At 45.1% G+C, this 19,619-nt stretch carries 17 protein-coding genes; 7 read left to right on the top strand and 10 right to left on the bottom strand.

The features are described 5' to 3' along the window. Positions 1 to 343: 343 nt before the first annotated feature. Complete coding sequence (locus QUA44_RS22510) at positions 344 to 946, bottom strand: superoxide dismutase (protein WP_333063623.1); 603 nt, start codon at positions 944 to 946, stop codon at positions 344 to 346. Positions 947 to 1,327: 381 nt separating this feature from the next. On the opposite strand from QUA44_RS22510, the gene QUA44_RS22505 reads away from it, so the two are divergent. Continuing rightward, positions 1,328 to 1,867 carry a phosphate-starvation-inducible PsiE family protein gene (locus QUA44_RS22505; RefSeq protein WP_333254522.1) on the top strand — a complete coding sequence of 180 codons (540 nt, stop codon included), beginning with the start codon at positions 1,328 to 1,330 and terminating at the stop codon, positions 1,865 to 1,867. A 344-nt stretch (positions 1,868 to 2,211) separates the two neighbouring features. Here the strand turns inward: QUA44_RS22505 and QUA44_RS22500 are convergent, their stop codons facing one another. Beyond that, positions 2,212 to 2,763, bottom strand: coding sequence for a peroxiredoxin (locus tag QUA44_RS22500; protein ID WP_333254520.1), 552 nt, complete (start codon positions 2,761 to 2,763; stop codon positions 2,212 to 2,214). 119 nt (positions 2,764 to 2,882) lie between these two features. Between QUA44_RS22500 and QUA44_RS22495 the strand changes: the two genes are divergently transcribed. Next, positions 2,883 to 4,229, top strand: coding sequence for a peptidylprolyl isomerase (locus QUA44_RS22495; protein WP_333254517.1), 1,347 nt, complete (start codon positions 2,883 to 2,885; stop codon positions 4,227 to 4,229). 57 nt (positions 4,230 to 4,286) lie between these two features. Here QUA44_RS22495 and QUA44_RS22490 read toward each other — a convergent pair whose 3' ends face one another. Next, positions 4,287 to 4,994: a tetratricopeptide repeat protein gene (locus tag QUA44_RS22490; RefSeq protein WP_333254515.1), complete on the bottom strand. Its 708-nt coding sequence runs from the start codon at positions 4,992 to 4,994 to the stop codon at positions 4,287 to 4,289. A gap of 594 nt (positions 4,995 to 5,588) precedes the next feature. On the opposite strand from QUA44_RS22490, the gene QUA44_RS22485 reads away from it, so the two are divergent. The 3 genes from QUA44_RS22485 (at position 5,589) to QUA44_RS22475 (ending at position 9,282) form a co-directional block, all read left to right on the top strand. Next, positions 5,589 to 6,305, top strand: coding sequence for a pentapeptide repeat-containing protein (locus QUA44_RS22485; RefSeq protein WP_333254513.1), 717 nt, complete (start codon positions 5,589 to 5,591; stop codon positions 6,303 to 6,305). A gap of 523 nt (positions 6,306 to 6,828) precedes the next feature. After that, the gene (locus QUA44_RS22480) at positions 6,829 to 7,560 is read left to right on the top strand and encodes a cytochrome c biogenesis protein CcdA (RefSeq protein WP_333233091.1); all 732 of its coding nucleotides are present in this window, start codon (positions 6,829 to 6,831) and stop codon (positions 7,558 to 7,560) included. 309 nt (positions 7,561 to 7,869) lie between these two features. Then, positions 7,870 to 9,282: a cytochrome c biogenesis protein gene (locus QUA44_RS22475; protein ID WP_333254511.1), complete on the top strand. Its 1,413-nt coding sequence runs from the start codon at positions 7,870 to 7,872 to the stop codon at positions 9,280 to 9,282. Between the two features lie 547 nt (positions 9,283 to 9,829). Here QUA44_RS22475 and queF read toward each other — a convergent pair. Beyond that, on the bottom strand, positions 9,830 to 10,249 hold the full coding sequence (queF, locus tag QUA44_RS22470) for a preQ(1) synthase (protein WP_333254509.1): 420 nt from the start codon (positions 10,247 to 10,249) through the stop codon (positions 9,830 to 9,832). A 145-nt stretch (positions 10,250 to 10,394) separates the two neighbouring features. Between queF and QUA44_RS22465 the strand changes: the two genes are divergently transcribed. Then, complete coding sequence (locus QUA44_RS22465) at positions 10,395 to 10,991, top strand: hypothetical protein (protein WP_333254507.1); 597 nt, start codon at positions 10,395 to 10,397, stop codon at positions 10,989 to 10,991. Positions 10,992 to 11,075: 84 nt separating this feature from the next. On the opposite strand, the gene speD is transcribed toward QUA44_RS22465, so the two are convergent. The 6 genes from speD to QUA44_RS22435 form a co-directional block, all read right to left on the bottom strand. Then, positions 11,076 to 11,498: an adenosylmethionine decarboxylase gene (gene speD / locus QUA44_RS22460; RefSeq protein WP_006633984.1), complete on the bottom strand. Its 423-nt coding sequence runs from the start codon at positions 11,496 to 11,498 to the stop codon at positions 11,076 to 11,078. 81 nt (positions 11,499 to 11,579) lie between these two features. Next, positions 11,580 to 11,759: a hypothetical protein gene (locus tag QUA44_RS22455; protein WP_333254505.1), complete on the bottom strand. Its 180-nt coding sequence runs from the start codon at positions 11,757 to 11,759 to the stop codon at positions 11,580 to 11,582. Positions 11,760 to 12,015: 256 nt separating this feature from the next. Continuing rightward, positions 12,016 to 13,077 carry a pentapeptide repeat-containing protein gene (locus tag QUA44_RS22450; RefSeq protein ID WP_333254503.1) on the bottom strand — a complete coding sequence of 354 codons (1,062 nt, stop codon included), beginning with the start codon at positions 13,075 to 13,077 and terminating at the stop codon, positions 12,016 to 12,018. Positions 13,078 to 14,566: 1,489 nt separating this feature from the next. Further along, on the bottom strand, positions 14,567 to 15,775 hold the full coding sequence (locus QUA44_RS22445; protein WP_333254501.1) for a histidine kinase: 1,209 nt from the start codon (positions 15,773 to 15,775) through the stop codon (positions 14,567 to 14,569). Between the two features lie 398 nt (positions 15,776 to 16,173). Next, positions 16,174 to 16,656: a BON domain-containing protein gene (locus QUA44_RS22440; RefSeq protein ID WP_333254499.1), complete on the bottom strand. Its 483-nt coding sequence runs from the start codon at positions 16,654 to 16,656 to the stop codon at positions 16,174 to 16,176. A gap of 595 nt (positions 16,657 to 17,251) precedes the next feature. Continuing rightward, positions 17,252 to 17,692: a hypothetical protein gene (locus tag QUA44_RS22435; protein ID WP_333254497.1), complete on the bottom strand. Its 441-nt coding sequence runs from the start codon at positions 17,690 to 17,692 to the stop codon at positions 17,252 to 17,254. A 69-nt stretch (positions 17,693 to 17,761) separates the two neighbouring features. Between QUA44_RS22435 and QUA44_RS22430 the strand changes: the two genes are divergently transcribed. Further along, positions 17,762 to 19,162, top strand: a complete 1,401-nt coding sequence (locus tag QUA44_RS22430) for an S-layer homology domain-containing protein (RefSeq protein WP_333254496.1) — start codon at positions 17,762 to 17,764, stop codon at positions 19,160 to 19,162. Positions 19,163 to 19,619: the final 457 nt, after the last annotated feature.

Here is a 19,619-nt window from a genome sequence, read left to right as displayed (position 1 = left end):
CCCATCCCACAAGAAAAAATCACTCTTGTGGGATGGGCCGGAGAGCCCGTCCTAATTATTTTTGCAAGAGGTCTAATTATTAAGGCGGATGCTGCAAATTGGTCGCGAAGAGAAATTAAATGCGATCGTCGGCTACATTCTCACTAGCAACTACAAGATGCAGAGCCTCTGTGAAAAACTAGGATTTTAACTGAAACCAGAGCAAGGCGAAGGAATGTTGAAAGCTGTTTTTATCTACTAACAGCAAGTTTTGTTAAATAATTCTCATTCATCACAACTAAAGTCCTCACTACAAACCTATAAAGTTTGTAGTGAGGACTTTAGTCCTCAAACTCAGATGCTACTAAGCCGCAGCCAAATTTGCTGCTGCGAAATCCCAGTTAGCCAAATTATCCAAGAAATTAGTAATGTAGTCGGGACGGCGGTTTTGGAAATCCAAATAATAAGCGTGTTCCCACACATCCAAAGTCAACAACGGAGTTTGCCCGTGTGCAACCGGGGTGTCAGCGTTGGCAGTTTTGGTAACTTTCAAAGTGCCGTTGTCCACAACCAGCCAAGCCCAGCCACTACCGAACTGAGTTGTCGCAGCAGTCTTGAATTCTTCTTTGAATTTGTCGAAGCTGCCGAAGTCGGCATTGATTTTGTCAGCTAAAGCTCCTGTCGGAGTGCCGCCGCCGCCCGGTTTGAGGGAATTCCAAAAGAAATTGTGGTTCCAAACTTGACCTGCATTGTTAAAAATGCCTGCTTTGGATGGGTCTTTAGCAGATTCCTTGACAATTTCTTCAAGGGATTTGCTCGCCATTTCAGTCCCTTCAATCAGTTTATTCAGATTGGTGACGTAAGCAGCGTGGTGCTTGTCGTGGTGGAAGGAAAACGTGTTGGCCGACATATGAGCTGGCTCTAGGGCGTCAGCGGCAAAGGGTAATGGTGCGAGTTCAAATGCCATTGTGTTCAATCCTCTCTGGATTACTTTGGGTTTTTCGGCTGACTTTCTGGCTTTTGTATGATTAAAGCCGAGAGTCACTAGCTTGAGTTTATCAAGCTGTGGTAAATAATTCTTTACAATTTTCCTATTTTATAGCAGTTGCAGCATTTTAGCATTCCGACTTCTATTTTTTAGATATCAAAGCTACTTATTGCCGGATTCAATTAGCATAAAGCATCACTAAATGTCAAGCCACCTGGGAGACAAATAAAAGTGTGTGTGAAATTGTCAACCGCTCGAAATTTTATGAGACTGATAAATAGATTAAACCTGTAAATTGTCAAAGATTAACCTAAGTTCAATTAAGCTGTAAGAAAGTCAAATAAATTGCAGGAGCTGTCAATGGAAAAGCGTTTAAACAACTCGTCCAGTAACCCCGCTCAATGGTTGAATCTGCAATTAATCGTCACCGCTCTGGAAACAGTCCAAGACTTAATTGTAATTTCCCTATGTATTGGTTTGTTTTGTTTCATGGTAATCGAACTGCGAGAAATGTTCTTCTCGCTGCTACCTCCTTTGAATTTCCAGGAAGTCACTGCAGACATTCTATTTTTATTAGTTTTAGTGGAATTATTTCGGTTGCTAATTATTTACTTGCAAGAACAAAGAGTTTCGATAGGCGTAGCTGTGGAAGTTTGTATTGTATCAGTTTTGCGAGAAGTGATAGTGCGGGGAGTGCTAGAAACTCCCTGGGTTCAAATATTATCAACTGGCGCATTTTTGCTGGTTTTGGGAGTGTTGTTGGTAGTCCGAGTTTGGTTGCCACCAACCTTCGAGGGAATTGACCCGGAACGCCGCCTTACTAACAGAAATAGAAAAATTTCCGATCCGGAATCTTCTTCCGATTCTGTTGCAGTCAATAGCCAGTTTAAGTCTCACTGAGTATGGGGCGCGATTTTAGATTTTAGATTTACTATGATATTGCTTGTCACGTTACCAGCCATCATTTCCCGTAAAACTGAGATGTTGCACCATTGTCAAGAACGGGCAAGATGCCCGTTCCACAAAGAGTAGATTTTCTTGTGGGGTGGGCATCCTGCCCGCCCAAAAGATGATTATTGAGAATGGTGCAAGATGTGAGGTCAAATCAACCTGATAACGTTTGTAGTGAGGACTAAAATCCTCTGAAAATACCGAGGAATGTAGTCCTCACTACACATACAAGCTTGATCAGCCATTGCCAGTTACTCAAATCTCAAATCTCAAATCTCAAATCTCAAATGGTATTACCCGTTAGCCTGTAATTCCCCCAAACGAGCCAACACTTCTTTGGAGTGAATCGCCGGATTAATCTTCACAAAAGTTTCGCGCAAAATTCCTTCATTGTCAATAATAAAACTGTGTCGCGCCGAGATAAAACTCATCCAAGAACCGTAAGCTTTACTCACTTTACCATCCGTATCAGCTAACAGCGGAAACTTCAAACCTTCGGAATCGCAAAATTCCGCATGGGAATCGACATCATCAGCGCTAATGCCGATAATTTGAGTATTCTTTGCCAAGTATTTCGGCAAGTCTTGCTGAAATCTCCGCGCTTCGATGGTACAACCTGATGTAAAGTCTTTCGGATAAAAATAGACTACCAGCCACTTACCGCGATAATCAGACAGGGACACTTGTCCGTCGCCGCTGTTTGTCGGCAAACTAAAATCCGGTGCGGCTTGATTCACCGTCGGAAGCTTGCCACCGAGGGCAAATGCAGGTGTGGCAAAATTGAAACTTAGAAAAACTAGACAAATTGCCAATAAAGTGCTAAAAAACTTGCGACGGGACATCATAAATTTAGAAGTAGAACTGTACTTAAGACAAGTTTACAGTTTTCTGATTAAATGGGTAGGGGCAATTCGCGGATTGCTTCTAAAACCCAAAGATCACTCACTCAAATAGCAATTTACCCATGAGCGCTGCACTCCCGTTAACAGGCAAAGCTATAGTAGTCCAGGTAATTAACGGTCAACCCGTTACGATCGAAGTAGACGGCACTAATGCCCCGATTACTGGGGGAAATTTTGTTGACTTAGTTGAACGCGGCATTTACGACGGGGTGATGTTTCACCGAGTTGTGCGCCAGCCAGAGCCTTTTGTGGTGCAAGGAGGCGATCCGCGCAGCAGAGATACGACAATTCCAGCAAGTCAATTGGGAACGGGTAATTTTATTGACCCGGATACTAATCAGGGGCGTTTTATTCCTTTGGAAATTAAGCCGCAAGGCGCCGCGCAACCTGTTTACAACCAAGTTGTAACCCAGACGCCGCAGTTGCAACACACTCGCGGGGCTGTGGCAATGGCTCGTTCTAATGCTTTGAATTCGGCTTCTTCGCAGTTTTATTTTGCTTTGGATGATTTGCCATTTTTGGATGGTAATTATGCTGTTTTTGGCAACGTTATTCAAGGTTTTGAAACGGTTAATGCCGTGCAGCAGGGCGATCGCATTTCTACCGCAAAAGTCGTTCAAGGAATCGTCCCCAGTAGGGTTTCTAGCATCATTACCGATGTTAATCTCCTCAACGATTTAATTAATAGTACCAATTTCGTAAATCTATCTTTGCGATCGCTCAGATTGCCTGATGCCCCGAACAACTATCAAGTCACTCCCCAAGACTCTCAGCAAAATCCCAGCGGTGTAGTGGGAGGTAGCGGCAACGATCGCATAACTGGTTCACCGACGGATGATGCAATTAATGGCAGCCAAGGCAACGATACCATCAGTGGCGAAGCGGGTGACGACTTTTTGCGAGGTGGTAAAGGTAACGACTTAATTACGGGTGGTGTTGGTAACGATATTTTGATTGGAAATCTCGGCGACGATAATCTCGATGGCGGTGCTGGTAACGACTTTTTGCGAGGCGGCAAAGGAAATGATGTTTTAACAGGTGGTGATGGCAATGATGTTTTAGTTAACGATGATGGCAATGACACTTTCACTGGCGGTAGCGGTGCAGACACTTTTGTTGTAAGTACCTCGGACATAACTACGCTGTTGTTGCAGGATGACAACGATATAATTCTTGATTTCAAACCGGAAGAGGGCGATCGCATTGGCATTAGTGCCAGCAATTTATCAAATGTTTCATTCATTGCGTCTGGAAGCAACACTATCATTCCATTGGTAGGTGGTGGAAGGGTTGTGGTTCAAAATGTCCTCCCTGCAGTAGTTCAAAATGCTACTTTTGCAATTACGGCTAGTAATTCTTCCCCGTTTGATGGCTTGATACCAGGAGATCCCATATTGAGAATTGGCTAATTTAGCCACAATTAGCTCTCGGACTTTTTTAAGAAGTCCGGGATCTGAGGAAATTTATTACCATAACTGTTTGACTTTAGCAACTGCATCGTAATGCTCTTCTATTTTACCCTGCTGTTTAAAAAGTTCTGATGCTTTCTGAAAATCCTCAAATCCCCCTTGAACATCTCTCAACTTATATTTAGTTATACCTCGATTGAAATAAGCTTTGCCAAAGTCAGGGTTGATGCGAATAGCTGACTCAAAATCAGCCATTGCTGCCACTAAATCATCTATTTTTAAGTTGATAGTGCCACGTTTGAAGTAAGTTTTAGCTAAATTGGGGTTGAGCAGCAGTGCCGAGTTGTAATCGGCGATGGCCGCAGTATAATCTTTTAAACGAGTCAGCATAAACCCCCGATTGCTGTAATATTTGGCTCGGTAAGGATTGAGTTCGATGGCTGTAGTTAAATCTTCGATCGCCGATTGCTTGTAGCCTAATTTGTAGCGGGCAACACCGCGATCGTTGTAAGCTGACGCGAATTGCGGATTAATGTTAATTGTGGCAGTAAAATTTTTAATAGCGCCGTGCAAGTCTTGTTGTTCGAGATTTTTTAAACCCTGAGTGTAAAACTTTTTGGTACTAACTTTTAAATTTGCCTCTTGTCGGGATTCAGCTTGCTCCCCCGAAAATACGCCGGCAATATTAGTGAATCCCAAAGATTCGATCGAATTGAAAATAGTTGTGACAACTAATTGAGTTGGGAGAAGGGGGATAGTAGGCATGGGAGAAGTGCTGTTTAACTGTATGCTCTTATCTTCCTCCATAGTTGAGCTATTGACAGTGATATCCGTAGTCTCAGGAACGTGATAAGTTTGATGAGATTTGGTGATGCTGGGGCATTGACTTGTGTGATGAAAGTTCGGCTTAGTTAGTGATGACGATCGCAATTAACAAAAATTACCTCTACAACCCTTTAAATATAAGGCTTTCAGCCGAGACTAGCGGTTTCTTGATTCCCATATTGAGCAGTTTATATCAGGATTGTTTGCAGATATGCCCCTGGGGGAGCGATCGCAACTGCCTGCTGCAAGTATTACTTTGTAGCGATATTGCACTGGCAAATCCCGATCGAACTTGCGGTCATCTTATACCAGGTTTTTAGGAAAAATATTAGTTTTGCAGCGAGGCATCTGTGAAGCAACCGGGTTTCTAGCTCAAAGCGCCTCTAAGACTGGCTGAGTTAAGTTTGTGCCTGCACCAACCCTGATCAACCTTTCACTACACTAATATTTTTGAGTGATCTTGCTGAGGGAAGTTGCAGATTATTTGCTATGCTTTGATTAGACATCAATAATTTATGGCGCAAATTAGGGTCAATGAAAAGAGTTATGAGGTTGAAAACTTTCTTCGCCGCGGTGTTGGCGATCGTCCTGTTCACTCTCTACTTAACTCCTCCTGTGATGGCCGCGAATGGGGAGGATTTGAGTCACCTATTAAATGATAATTGGTGCGTCAGCTTTCTGTGGAAGCAATGCGATTTGAGCGCTGTCGATTTGCGGGGCGCTAATCTCCAAGAAGCCAATTTGAGCGGCGCTAATTTGTCCGGTGCTAATTTGTCCGGTGCTAACTTAAAAAATGCGGATCTTTCTGACGCAGACCTCACCGGCGCTAATTTAGCAAATGCTGATATTTTAGGCACGGATCTCAGTCGAGCCAATTTGACAGAAGCTAATTTCAACTCCACGAATTTGTGGGATGCTAATCTGACTTTGGCAAATCTGAGCCGCGCCAATTTACAAGATGCTAATGTCTTAGACTCTCGACTTTGGGGAAGCAATCTTACCCAAGCTAATTTAAGGGATGCGACGCTGCACGGTGCTGACTTGCAATATGCTAATTTAGCCGACACTAATTTAACAGGTGCTGACTTGCACAGCTTCTTTTTCCGAGGTTCCAAACAAGTCACAAATTTGAGCAATGCTAATTTAGAAGGCGCTATTTTAACGGGAGCAAATCTCAGAGGTGCGGTGCTGGCAGGGGCAATAATGCCGGACGGGTCTATTAATGAAGAAAGTGGCTTTAATTTAAAGTAGAGTAAAATTAAAGTCTGCTTGAATAATTTCAACAACAGCCTTTCGGGCCGATTTCGCAGTCAATGAATTATCGGGTGTAGCTGCGCCCGTTGCCAACAGCTTGTTGAGGATGCTGTCAAGATATTAATTTAAACCAGGGTGCGATCGACCTTTTAACTCCTAACCAGTAAATATTGCTAAAATCTTAAATCTCAAACCGAACCTGCCCGCATCTGTTACAATTTTCAACAAAGCCAGAACAGCCCCGAACCTGAAGTCACCTGCCTAGGGATACAAGCCCCCGACAGGAGTCGTGAAGAGCAAAAAAATTAGATATTTAGTTTAAACTCCCAGATTCATCTGTAGAGTCAATCTAAAATCTAAAATCTAAAATCTAAAATCGCTAGACTGTGGAGTCAATCTAAAATCTAAAATCTAAAATCGCTAGACTGTGGAGTCAATCTAAAATCTAAAACCTAAAATCTAAAATCTAAAATCGCTAGACTGTGGAGTCAATCTAAAATCTAAAATCTAAAATCGACTGATGGAAACCCTGCAAACTCAACTTTACGAACTCGCACAATTTGCTAATAATTTAGTAAATACTCAACTGACAAACCTCAGTTTAGTCAGCGTCGGAGTCATCTTTCTGGCAGGGTTGCTAACGAGCTTAACGCCCTGTATGCTTTCAATGTTGCCGATCACGATCGGCTACATCGGTGGATACGAAGCAAAAAGTCGCCTGCAAGCTGCAGCCCAGTCTGCGTGGTTTTCCCTGGGATTAGCCACCACCCTTGCGGGTTTAGGTATTGTAGCATCATTTGCCGGACAAGTTTACGGCAAAATTGGCCTGGGTTTGCCGATTCTTGTCAGCATTATTGCTATTCTAATGGGGCTGAATTTACTCGAAGCTTTACCCTTACAAATGCCGTCTTTCGACGCTGTGGGGTGGGTGCCGAAAGATTTGCCGGCGGGCGTGCGATCGTACTTATTGGGCTTAACTTTTGGTTTGGTAGCGTCTCCCTGCAGCACGCCGGTTTTAGCTACACTCTTAGCTTGGGTTTCCAAAACGGGAGATACAGTTTTAGGTGGTGTGTTGCTGCTGTTTTATGCTGCTGGCTACGTCGCTCCGCTGATTATAGCAGGTACTTTCACTGCTAGCATTAAAAAGTTGTTAGAATTACGTCGGTGGTCGAGTTGGATTACGCCTGTTAGCGGCGTTTTGCTAGTAGGATTTGGCGTTTTCTCTCTGCTTTCCCGCATCCTTCCCGCTTAAGTTTAGTAGTAAGGACTTCAGTCTTTATTTAAAGATATAGCAATCTCTACTGAATGCGTGAATTAAGTTGTTTTTAACGAACCGCGAAGACGCGAACAACACGAAGGAAGAAAGAAAGAAAAGAGAAAGACTTCAAAATTGATTGAGACTTTTTCAATAAAAATAATAATATTTTGTTCATCTTTTGTTTTTCCCTCCTCTTTCTTCCTTCTCCCTTCTTCCATCCGTTACATCCGTTACCGAACTTCCTTCCTTCGATCCGTTACATCCGTTACACAATCCGTTGCCGAACTTCCTTCATAATTACCAATGACATCAAAAGAAGTATTTCTATCTAAACTATCAAACTGGGCGACTGCCCCTCAAAGGTTTTTCAAGGGAGAAATCTTGCCGGTGCTAGCAGATTTGCGGCTGGCAATTATCTTGCTACTGACGATCGCATTTTTCAGCATTTCCGGCACTGTCATCGAACAAGGCCAATCAGTACCCTTTTACCAATCTAACTATCCAGAACACCCCGCTTTGTTCGGCTTCCTAACTTGGAAAGTTGTACTAATTGCAGGACTAGACCACGTATACCGCACTTGGTGGTTTTTGTCCATCCTAATTTTGTTCGGCAGCAGCTTGACGGCTTGCACTTTTACCAGACAATTTCCGGCGCTAAAAGCTGCCCGCCGCTGGAAATTTTATGAAGAACCAAAGCAGTTTGAAAAATTAGCTCTCAGTGCGGAATTAGAAACAGTTGCTTTAAGTTCGTTAGAACCACTTTTGCAGCAAAAAAACTACCGCATATTTCGAGAAGGCGAAAAAGTTTATGCCCGCAAGGGAATAATTGGCAAAATCGGCCCGATTATTGTTCACGCCAGTATGCTAATTATTTTAGCTGGGTCGATGTGGGGCGCGATGACGGGATTTCTCGGTCAAGAAATGGTTCCCAGCGGCGAAACTTTTCAGGTGCAGAATATCCTGGATGCAGGGCCTTGGGCCCGGCCGCAAATACCGAAGGATTGGTCGATGCGAGTTAATCGGTTCTGGATTGATTATACTCCCGAGGGCGGCATCGACCAATTTTACTCTGATCTGTCAGTTTTGGACAAAACAGGCCAAGAGGTCGATCGCAAAACCATTCACGTTAACGAGCCCCTGAGATACCGGGGAGTGACATTTTATCAAGCAGATTGGGCAATAGCCGCCGTGCGAGTTCGCCTCAACAAAAGCCCGGTTTTGCAACTACCAATGGCTCAGTTAGATACTCAAGGTAAAGGCCGAATTTGGGGTGCTTGGATTCCGACCAAACCAGATTTGAGTGCGGGAGTTTCTTTGCTAGCAAAAGACTTGCAAGGAACGATGTTAGTTTACGGTACGGATGGCAAATTATTAACTACAGTTCGCGCGGGCACGGCGGTGGAAGTTAACGGAGTCATGCTATCAATTGATGAACTTGTTGGCAGCACTGGCTTGCAAATTAAAGCCGATCCGGGAATTCCGCTCGTTTATACTGGCTTCGGGTTGCTAATGCTCAGCGTGCTGATGAGCTATCTGTCTCACTCGCAGATTTGGGCTTTGGAAAAGGACGGCAAACTCTATGTCGGCGGCCGCACTAATCGCGCTCAGGTGACTTTTGAAAGAGAGGTTGTCGAGATTTTGGACAAGTTGGCAGAATCGAAAACAGCAGAGGAAAAAAGTGCGATCGCCCCGACTTCTGTTGCAAGTCAAAGCTAACCGTAGGGTGCGCTAGGCGCACCTTACACCAATCGATAAATATCAAAAAGATTAGTTGAGTTTGTAGGGTGCGCCTTGCCAGATTTGTCGAACTGGTTAATTTGAACCGGAGAAAAAGCATAAAACCGCTATTTCACGTTCTAATTTTTCAAATTTCAAGCAATGAAAATTGCTATACGGAAATTGGTTTCAAAATAAAACGCTGAAACGCCTGTCAATCGGTACTCTCCGGTGGGCGACAAACTCAACCGATGCCCAGCGCACACCCTACAAACTACGAGATTTTAAGCGTTTGAGGAACTTTTTTACTACTTTGAGAGGGCTGCCCTGACGCACCCTACAATTATAGGACTTACGCAATCATCCCAGGTATGGGGGCAACCACGGGGGGTTTGCCCCTACAAAACACTATATATTGAGGCTGTGCGTAAGTCCTGAATTACTTACTAATTTTATTAACAATCCTATTTCTTAAAACTATTGTGGGGCGTTGCTCCGACGCCGCCCCACAATTAAATCTCAATGACACACCAGCTTAATACCCGCCCTACTTCTGATGCGACACCTCAATCACGGTGTGGACGTTCCCCCGCGGCGAAAAATCGCCCTTCACCGTCGCTTCCAGCGGCGCGCAAGCTGCCACAAAATCGTCTAAAATTTGATTGATAGATTCTTCGTGAGAAATGTAGCGATCGCGGTAACTATTAACGTACAGTTTCAGCGCCTTTAATTCTACCACCCGCTCGTCGGGCACATAAGTAACGTGAATTGTCGCAAAATCGGGATAGCCAGAAAATGGGCACTTGCAAGTAAACTCCGGCAAAGTAATGTTAATCGTATAGCGCCGCCCGACTCGCGGATTGGGGAATGTAATTAACTGCCCGTCCAAAATCTCGCGCTCGCCGTATTTCATTTCTTCGGTACTTGACTTTTGCGACATACTCTGTTGGGTTTGGTGGTGATTCATGGCGATCGACTAAAAATTTATAACATTTAACTAAACTCACTATTAATATTTTTAACAAATATCTTGACGAATTGTATTGCGATCGATCTAATTGCAAATACTCTCAGGCTAAACTAAAAAAAGTTCACCCTCGCCATCTACAATTATGCAAAATACTACCTTATCTGACAATACATCCCCTGAAAACTCCAATAGTTACTCTCCATCAGTACCGATTTCGCTCTATCGAGAAGTCACCGCCGAATTGCAAGCCGCCCAAGCCATGCTTGATTCCCTCAAAACCCACAATCAGCAATTAGTCCAACAAAATCAACAACTGCGACGAGAAGTAGAAACAGTAGTTCAAGTATCCCAACAGTTACAGCAAGTAGTCAACTCGGCTCAGAGCATCACCCAGACAGGGATGCCGCAAATGCCATCTGTCAAATTCAATTTCAGCGTTGAACCTCCGCCCCCACCACCTGTAACCTTGCAGACTAACTCTGCCGTACCTCAACCACCTCAGACAGTGGCTTTCCCCTTCCCACTACCGGAACCGGAGCCAACAGCCGCCTCGATGCCGCAGCCACTTCCCGAAAAATTATTTACAGAGGTGCCGGAAACTCCTTACCGTGTGCGACCTCAACTCAAAAAAACCTCAGACTTAAGTGGATTGTGGTTGGCGATCGCAATTTTTCTGATTGTGATTGCAGCTTTCGGTGCAGGTTATTTAGTTGTCCGCCCTTTATTAATGAAAAAGTAAATTCCAACAAGAATCCCACGGTTCGATCCGTGGGATTTTAAACAAAACCTAGCATAAATTGTTCAAAGTTACGCTAATTGGCTATCATCCTCTGGCGGCACTCGTTTCTACTGAACGAGGGGCATACTGCTCTTCACAAGCAGAACCTACAATGCCCACCCCTGGCTCGAAACCGCGCGTGAACTCAGTGAGTTTTACCTGTTTAGCTTCCAAAGCTGTCTGTAGCACCTTCATGGCTCGGTGAGGGTCGCCGGCTCCGCAGAAAAATAAGTCTGCAGCAAAATAACCGTGTTCAGGCCAAGTATGGATTGCTATATGAGACTCTGCCAAAGTAGCAGTAGCTGTCACTCCGTGAGGACTAAACTGGTGTACGCACAAATCGATGAGAGTAGCTCCTCCGGCTTCGATCGCATCGAGAATAGCGCGGCGGATACGTTCAGGATCGTTGAGCAGGTCTCCAGGAGACTGCCAAGCATCAGCGACCAGATGGGTTCCCAATTGTTTCATTCTGCGGGGTTTTACCTCTATTGATGTTAAGTCTCAAACCTTTTAACGTTAGCACGGTGTCAAAAATTTTGCAAGTATGTTTCACAAAGAAAGATGAAGATTAGGAGGATGGAGCCCTAAGTCGTAAATTTGGGGGTTTGGGACTTGGGCTGGCGATCGCGCGTCAAATTGTAATTGTGGAACTGCACGGCGATCGCCCTGACTGCCTATGCTGGAGACTTTAATCAGAAACAAGCTCTTGCTGCTGGGTTTCAACATCATGTTGCAAAACCTGTCGAAGCGAATTAGTTAGTCAAAGCAATGCTGAAATTGCCTCTGAGACTGCATCGCTGAGTCCGAATTTTCATAGATTGTCAATAGATTGTCGATCGCCGACAATCTTTATCAACCCGCCCCCCACAACCGATAACTGAATTCTGAATTCTGACTCCTGAATTCTTTATTGTCAAAAGTTTTGAGTTTTAAATTAAAGATTATTTAACTTAAAACTCACAACTCTTTTTCCTGAATCAACTTATCAATCCCGGCTGTGAGTAGCTCCATTCGGCAAAATCGCCCCGCCCAAAGCCGCTTCATTCAAATTATCAACATTCAAGCTCGCCCCGATCAAATTAGCCTCCGACAAATTAGTTCCTGTCAAATTCGCCCCTGTCAGAGAACTCAGCAGCAAACCCGCTCCCGACAAATTGGCGTGACTCAAATTCGCCCCCCGCAAATCCGCTTCCAGCAAGCTAGCACCTGCCAAATTTGCACCGCTCAAGTTAGCTCCCCGCAAAGAAGCTTTGTTCAAATTCGCCGCCCTCAAATCAGCATTGTGCAGAATCAAACCATTTAAATTAGCTTTACTCAAATTAGCTCCCTGCAAGTCGGCACCGCTCAAATTAGAGCCATTTAGATTGGCGGATTGCAAGTCAGCACCGCTCAAGTCAGCACCGCTCAAATTAGCAGCGCAAATAGAAGCCTCCCGCAGACTTGCTTCGCTCAAAGTAGCCCCAACCAAATTGACGCCGCTGAGATTTCCGCGATTGAGATAAGCCCGAGTTAAAGTTGCTCCGCTCAGGTTTGCCCCGGTCAAATCTACCTCGCTGAGAATCGCTCTCGTCAGATTTGCTCTGCTTAAGTCAACCCCGCTCATAATTGCTCGGCTCAGCGTCGCCCCGCTCAAATTAGCCTCAGTTAGTTTTGAGCCGCTTAGCAAACAAGCTCCTACTAAACTCGCTCCCGTCATCACAGCTTTGCTCAAGTCAGCCTGAGACAATATTGCTCCGCTGAGATTTGCCCCGCTAAAATCTGCGGCGATCGCCACAGTTCCAGTTAAACTAGAACTCCCGAGGTTAGCTTCAATTAATTTCGCCTTAGACAAATTAGCCCCGCTCAAGTCGGCGGCGTTTAAATTAGCTCCTATCAGTTTGCTTCTAATTAAGTTAGCACCTTTCAAATTAGCGTTGCTCAAATTTGTTCGACTAAGATTAGCTTCACTCAAATGAGCTGCAATGAGGTTAGCTCCTCGAAAATCTCGTTCCCCGTTTCTATGTCTAATTAAAAGTTCATCGGCACTTAAAATTTCAGTGAAATTCATAAAAAAATTGAGTGAGTTTCCTTAATTTCTCGATGTTCTATGTTGTCTGAAAGTTTGTACTATCGTGTTTGGTAGTAAGTTGTTTAAACTAATACTGCCACATTAACAATTGTCAAAACTGCTTGATTCCTACCATCACCCTGCTCACCTAGTTATAATTTACGAAAATAAACCTGGTTCTGGTATAATCTGAGGTTGGCTAGCGCGGAAGTTATGAAAAAATCGCGTTTCTCGCCGCCTGTAAGTCCTGTAAGTATTATTTTGCTAGTAATTAGTTGGCGGTTGATGTTAGTTGTTAATGGTTAGTTGTGTTTATACTAACTGCTAACCACTAAATATTACCTGCTAACTCTTTACCAAAATACCGAGAAGTTGTCGATCAATCTTGTCAAGGTTGATCGAATATTTGGGGTATTGCTGGCGGCATCCGCGCCACATTCTGACCAGAAAAATTGCTAGTACAGGCGATCGGATTTATTCGTGCAATCAAGAAACAAGATATCGGAGCTTCAACCCCTAATGCCTTCTACATAAGTGCCTTCTATCTTCGATTGCCCATGAAAGCAGAGCCCGGTCAGCTCAGCTAGTGTCACCTCCCCCCACTGTGCTCCGTGCCAGTGAAAACCAACAGGAAGGCTGTTTCCGTCGGAGTTCTGAGCGAATCGTCGGCGAAGCAAGCAATACGCTGTGCTGAGCCTGAGATTGCGCGAAAAAATGGCTCGCGAGTCGTTCCCGTATTCTCGCGCTGCTGTGCTTGCTGTTAATCTTTACTCGATCCATGAGCGCTTGCGGTTCTAATTAACAGAACACCCGACACCAGACGCGCTCCCGAACATAAAAGCTGTTCCTGGGCTTCTCAAATGCTTCTCTGAGGCATTCCCAGAAAAAGTGTATTCCTGTAGCAGGTCTTGCCAACGGCAATTGGGCTGCTACAGCCAACTAATGACCAGCCTAAGTCTTGCCGGAAGGCGACGACAATATTATTATTCTAATATTTGCCGACCACCGCAGGCTTTTCTGAGCGCGTGGGACTGGCTACTTGACCTGTATAAGTTGCTGAAATTAGCTACCCATAATTAAAGATAGTCGCTCTTTGACTAACCAGGCAATATCTGTGGTAATTTATGTCATCGAATTTGATAATACTGCGGGGTTTAAAATCGAGCAGTAGTGAGTGTTACAGACTCAAAAACCGCTGCGGATTTAGGACGTAAAAATTCAGGGAGCCGATCGATCCTCCGGCGCAAAGCCCAGCTCACGGACTGGGCCGCTAATCAAAATTAAACTTTTGACAGGTGGCTTTTTTAAGTTTCCAGAACAAAACAAAAGCCGGCTTTCAGAGAAAAAGCCGACTTTTGAGATAATTTTACCGACGAAGCGTAAAACCGCTAGCTCGCGGGTGTTGGTTGGATCACTTTCCACAATCCTAGCGCGCGAGTGCGACTACCCTGCAGAAAGTAGAAACAATACCCAAACAAAGTCTGAATTATTAAACCCGACGGTGGCCTGTCACGCCCTGATTGGGATCGTAAATATCAGCCGTAGTATCAACGCCGGGAGTGCCAGGAGCGCCGTAATCAGCCCGAGCACTATCTACGCTGGGATAGTCGTAGGTGTTCCAATGTTGAATACCTCCGCGACTCAGAATGCTTTCGGCTTGAGCGACTTCTGTTTCGCTGCCGTCAACCAGTACCAAGTAATCTCCCCTTGCCACGCGATCGTTGTATGCTCTAGCTTCCTCCTCAGGAATTCCCATACCGACTAAAGCTCCGATCAAACCGCCTGCTGCCGCACCCAAAGCCGTACCGGCGAGTGTAGTGGCGATCGCCGTAGCTGAGGCTCCTGCCAGCATAATCGGCCCGATGCCCGGAATAGCCACTAGACCCAGACCTACCAACAAACCTGTCAAACCGCCCAAAGTGCCACCTGTGAGGGCGCCCTTTGTGGCCCCTTCATCGGATTTGTTATCCGCGCTGTCGTGCACGTCAATGCCTGCGATGTCCCCTTTCGAGTCAGCATCCTTAGCGATGACCGAAACCCGATTCATGTCGAAACCGGTAGTTCTCAGTTCTCCCAGTGCGTGTTCCGTCTCGCGGCGGGTTGAAAATACTCCCACGGCGCGCTTCTGGTGGCCCCCAGCTCTGCGGCCGGTGTCTGCCGGCACATCGTAAATGCCCCAATCCTGAATGCCCCGCACGCTCATAATTCCTTCGGCTGTGGCAAGTTCGGCATCTGTTCCTTCTACGAATACCAAATATTCACCGCGCGAGACGCGATCGTTATAAGCTTTAGCTTTTGCTTCGGGAACTCCCAAGCCGACCAAACCGCCGACCAAACCGCCTGCTGCAGCCCCAATCGCGCCTCCGACTACAGTATCTGCCAGCAGAGTGGCGATCGCACCCCCCGCCATCACCGGGCCAACTCCCGGAATCGCTAGCGCTCCAATGCTTCCGAGTAACCCAATCAAACCGCCCGTCACAACTCCCGCTGTCGCGCCTGCTTTTGCGCCACCGCCCACTTTCTCGTCGGTACTCTTACCAGCGGTAGCGCCCGCAATGTCGCCGCGATCGAGATTTTCCCCAACTACCGAAACTTTATTCATCGGAAACCCGGTACTTTGCAGCTCAATCAGGGCTAGTTCCGTATCTCGGTAATTAGAAAATGCTCCTACAGCTCGCTTGTGTTGACCTAAAGACATTTTTTTTCTCCTCGAAAATATACTACTTTTACACAATCACAGAATTTATGCTCTGCCATCAATCACATTTAGTCATTTTTTCCCAACAATTTTCATCGGTCGCTGGGAATAACTTCCCGCTCTATCTTCAGGTTGGTTTCCAACTAATTCTCCGGGATGGAAAATCGGAAATGGGGAAGGGGAAATTGCAGGTATTGCGGGAGTTTTGACTGCGTGAATTTAAAATTAAATTTAAACTCTTTAACTTAAAACCCCGATCTCCCTAGAGAGTCACCTAAGCGTTGCACTCCGCTCCGCAAGCAATCTTACCATGCCAAACTTTACCCTCTTCCCTCAGACTTCTCTCCTAGATAACTACATCCTTCTCCCTTCTTTCCCTCGGACTTTTCCCTTCTAATTTATTGACTGCTGCTAGGCGATGCGGGTGCAGCGGGGGCGACAACAGCAGTAACATTCACCTGTTTGACACCCTTAATCTCTTTAGCTAGTGGCTCAATTTTAGCTAAATCAGTTTGATTGGGAACTGTGCCGCCTACGGTGACAAGCCCATCTTTTGCGTCAACAGTTAGCTGACCTTTAGTGATGTTTACTTCTAACTTGGAGCGCACTTCACTTTGGAGGTCGCCGTCGGCTCTTATGGCATCACCGCCCGTCACATTGTTGCGCTGTTCTCTGGCCCTGATATCAGAATTTGCTTGGTTTTTGCGAATATCGCTCGTTGCGTCACCCTGAGTTTTTTGAACTGTCTCGGCTGGGGGCGGGCTAGTAGTATTTCCTGTGGCAGAATTAGGAGCATCAGCGCTAGTTTTAGCCCCGTCGCTGCAAGCAGCACCTCCAAATAATAGGATGCCGCTGAGGAGAATTGGTGTTAGTTTGTTCATAATAGGTTAATACCCTCCGGGTAAGCTTTCAATGAGGCTGACTTGGTTGAGCCAGATGGGAGCCAGATGGAGCAAGACAGCATCTTTAGTTTGTGCTTTCTGGTTTGTGCTTTCTGCGATTTAAAAATCCTTATATTAAATATATAAACTGGAGCAAGTATCTACATCGCTCCACGGGTGTAAAATTCATCTATGTCGTTAGATAGAGTACAAAAATCAAATAAAGTCTTAAGTCAAATTGAGCGTAATTGAGTTTTGACCACATTATTACTCAAAAACCCGGTTGATGGCGACCTTTTTTGTTGCCAAAGCCAATATTTTCCTAAACACCCAGTTGCCAAGCGTAAGTTTTATTAATAAATTCGATCCCCACTCCCAACTAATTTTTCTCTCTTCCCTGCAACCTCTGACTTATTCCCTCAAGCTCTCTCCGTTAAATCTGTTAAATCTCCTACACTACTCATTGCCAAACTTCCTGCTTCAAAACAAACGAAAAGAGTCGAGAAATTTTTGAGCATTTTCTGGTTCTGGGGTAGTGGCAACCAGGCCGTAAACGCGCGTTTCCACCAAAAAAACTTGACCTACACCTACAGGTTCAGTCGGGGAAAGCGACTGAAAACTCAAATTCTTTTCCGGGATAGCCTCCGAGGGAAATATCCCGCACTTGCAAGACGTTAGCATTCGCTGCCACGACGAAAAAATCAACGGCATTATTTAAAGTAATTCTGATATTATTTATATTATTGTTCCTCATCCGAAAATCAAGGTCAAAATATTGAAGCAAATAAGTTTCTTTATTTTTTAAGTTCGATCCGTATGTGTGAGCAATAATTTGATTTGAAAAAGTTTCTGAATTAATTTTGGGATTTGCCGGCATATCGATCGCAAACTGACCCATCGCCGAGCAAAATGGCTGCCACTCTGGCGTCTGAATGGCTATCCGCAGCGGGGCTGGTTGAGATGCAGCGGGACGGGCCAACTTGACAGGGTATGAAAGTAATGTAGCAATAACTAAAAGTATATACAGAAATTTCATTTGGGTAAAAATTATATATGCCCGATCGATCTGCGCTAGCCTAGAAATATATCCGCAAAGGGGGGATTTATGCTGAATATTATATTTACTCAACGGCGAGGCAACTCTCAAGGACGATCTAAAATCACTAAAACCAATAAAACCAATATACTCGTTGCTGTAAATACTTGGCTGGCTGTGTGTCTGCTGGCTGCTGTCACAGCTTGTGCAAACAGCCCCAACAGCAAGGCCCTCGAAGAATCTTTAGCCGCCGATCCCAAATTAAAACAAAACCCAGTAGTTTTCTCTTCCCCGCCACCAGCGAAAGCAATTGAGACAAACTCTACCGCCAAACTTCCTCCCGATTTCCCTACAGAGATTCCACTCTATCCTAATGCTGAGTTAATCGAAGTTGGTGGGCAAACCGATCCGTCGCAAAAAAATGTGCGGCTGCGCTGGGAAAGCACAGATCCTGTTAATTCGGTTCAGAACTTTTACTCCACAGAGTTTGGGCGTCGCAACTGGGAAATAGTCAGCCGCCCCACCGCCGAGGGACAAGGTTCTTTGGTAGCAACGCGAGATAATTTGCGGGTAACTGTGTCGCTTTCTCCTACTCAGAAAGTAGGAGGTTCTACAGAATTTGCGATCGACTACAGCAAAGAAAGCCCCGAAATTGCCGCCAGTCCCCAACCTAATAATTCCGAGTCTAGCGCATCTCCAACCGCTTCACCAACTCCATCTAATTCAGAGGGAACTACTCCAACGCCATCCGCCTCGCCAAAATCAGCAAAAGTTAGCGAAGAAGAAAGCCAAATTCCTCAACAGTTGCGGCAGTATGTGGCTGATTTAACTCAGTTGGAAGTGCTGAAAGTGCGAGCAACAGAAAGTGCTAATTTAGAAACAGCCAGCACTTTGCCCAAACCCAACAAAATTGTCACTCGGCGCGAATACGCCCGCTGGTTAGTAGCAGCTAACAATCAGATTTATGCTAGCCGTCAAGCCAAACAAATTAGATTAGCAGTAGACTCTAGCGAACCAGCCTTTTCTGACGTACCCAAAACAGACCCGGATTTTTCAGCAATTCAAGGTTTAGCAGAAGCCGGTGTAATTCCGAGTTCGCTTTCGGGAGAAAGTAAAGATGTGAAATTTCGCCCGGATGCACCTTTAACTCGCGAAACAATGATTCTTTGGAAAGTGCCTTTAGATAGTCGTCAAGTTTTACCGACAGCTAACATTGACGGAGTGAAAGAAAAATGGGGTTTTCAAGATGCTTCTAAGATTGATTCCCAGGCATCGCGGGCAGTTTTAGCTGATTTTAACAATGGAGACTTAGCGAATATTCGCCGCGTTTTTGGTTTTACTACTCTGTTTCAGCCGAAGAAGTCGGTGACTCGGGCCGAAGCTGCTGCTAGTTTGTGGTATTTTGGCGTTCAAGATCAGGGATTGTCTGCTAAAGATGCCCTGGAAGCAAAGTCTCCACCTGCTGAGTAGAGTTGTTTGGGGTGGTTAAAAGTTTTGAAGACAGCATCTACTTACCAATACCCAAGAAACCGGGTTTTTTCTCTGTAAGCAAACCCGGTTTCTGCGTCCAAGACTGACAAAATTGTACCAATTTTTGATCAATCGGCGTGCGATCGCCCGCCACAAAAATAGCAGCTTGAGTTTCTAGGATTTCGGTGAATATGGCTTACCGAGAAACCGACTTTTATCTACGAAAATGCCCTGTAAAACGCGAGGCATATCCGGTGAAAAACCCCGTTTCTTTAATTCCTCTGGGGGAGTTCTCGTAAAAAATTATTTTATAAATTGTACATCGGCTTTTCTGTCCCTGTGACCTACCCTAGGGAATAGACTTTTTTTGCTTTAATCTTAATTTCTGTATCCTGCCATACAACCACTGCATTTGGCGGGCAAATGTTCTCCATATTTTCACTAACACTTTGTTCAA

The organism is Microcoleus sp. N9_A2 (genome assembly GCF_036701775.1).
Taxonomy (GTDB): domain Bacteria; phylum Cyanobacteriota; class Cyanobacteriia; order Cyanobacteriales; family Microcoleaceae; genus Microcoleus.
The sequence above is the reverse complement of the archived record's forward strand: the minus strand, read 5'-3'. Positions and strand labels throughout refer to the sequence as shown.

Excerpts from the sequence above, each read along its gene's own strand:
- QUA44_RS22510 (WP_333063623.1), bottom strand. The coding sequence starts at position 946 with ATGGCATTTGAACTCGCACCATTACCCTTTGCCGCTGACGCCCTAGAG.
- QUA44_RS22505 (WP_333254522.1), top strand. The coding sequence starts at position 1,328 with ATGGAAAAGCGTTTAAACAACTCGTCCAGTAACCCCGCTCAATGGTTG.
- QUA44_RS22500 (WP_333254520.1), bottom strand. The coding sequence starts at position 2,763 with ATGATGTCCCGTCGCAAGTTTTTTAGCACTTTATTGGCAATTTGTCTA.
- QUA44_RS22495 (WP_333254517.1), top strand. The coding sequence starts at position 2,883 with ATGAGCGCTGCACTCCCGTTAACAGGCAAAGCTATAGTAGTCCAGGTA.
- QUA44_RS22490 (WP_333254515.1), bottom strand. The coding sequence starts at position 4,994 with ATGCCTACTATCCCCCTTCTCCCAACTCAATTAGTTGTCACAACTATT.
- QUA44_RS22485 (WP_333254513.1), top strand. The coding sequence starts at position 5,589 with ATGAAAAGAGTTATGAGGTTGAAAACTTTCTTCGCCGCGGTGTTGGCG.
- QUA44_RS22480 (WP_333233091.1), top strand. The coding sequence starts at position 6,829 with ATGGAAACCCTGCAAACTCAACTTTACGAACTCGCACAATTTGCTAAT.
- QUA44_RS22475 (WP_333254511.1), top strand. The coding sequence starts at position 7,870 with ATGACATCAAAAGAAGTATTTCTATCTAAACTATCAAACTGGGCGACT.
- queF (WP_333254509.1), bottom strand. The coding sequence starts at position 10,249 with ATGAATCACCACCAAACCCAACAGAGTATGTCGCAAAAGTCAAGTACC.
- QUA44_RS22465 (WP_333254507.1), top strand. The coding sequence starts at position 10,395 with ATGCAAAATACTACCTTATCTGACAATACATCCCCTGAAAACTCCAAT.
- speD (WP_006633984.1), bottom strand. The coding sequence starts at position 11,498 with ATGAAACAATTGGGAACCCATCTGGTCGCTGATGCTTGGCAGTCTCCT.
- QUA44_RS22455 (WP_333254505.1), bottom strand. The coding sequence starts at position 11,759 with ATGATGTTGAAACCCAGCAGCAAGAGCTTGTTTCTGATTAAAGTCTCC.
- QUA44_RS22450 (WP_333254503.1), bottom strand. The coding sequence starts at position 13,077 with ATGAATTTCACTGAAATTTTAAGTGCCGATGAACTTTTAATTAGACAT.
- QUA44_RS22445 (WP_333254501.1), bottom strand. The coding sequence starts at position 15,775 with ATGTCTTTAGGTCAACACAAGCGAGCTGTAGGAGCATTTTCTAATTAC.
- QUA44_RS22440 (WP_333254499.1), bottom strand. The coding sequence starts at position 16,656 with ATGAACAAACTAACACCAATTCTCCTCAGCGGCATCCTATTATTTGGA.
- QUA44_RS22435 (WP_333254497.1), bottom strand. The coding sequence starts at position 17,692 with ATGAAATTTCTGTATATACTTTTAGTTATTGCTACATTACTTTCATAC.
- QUA44_RS22430 (WP_333254496.1), top strand. The coding sequence starts at position 17,762 with ATGCTGAATATTATATTTACTCAACGGCGAGGCAACTCTCAAGGACGA.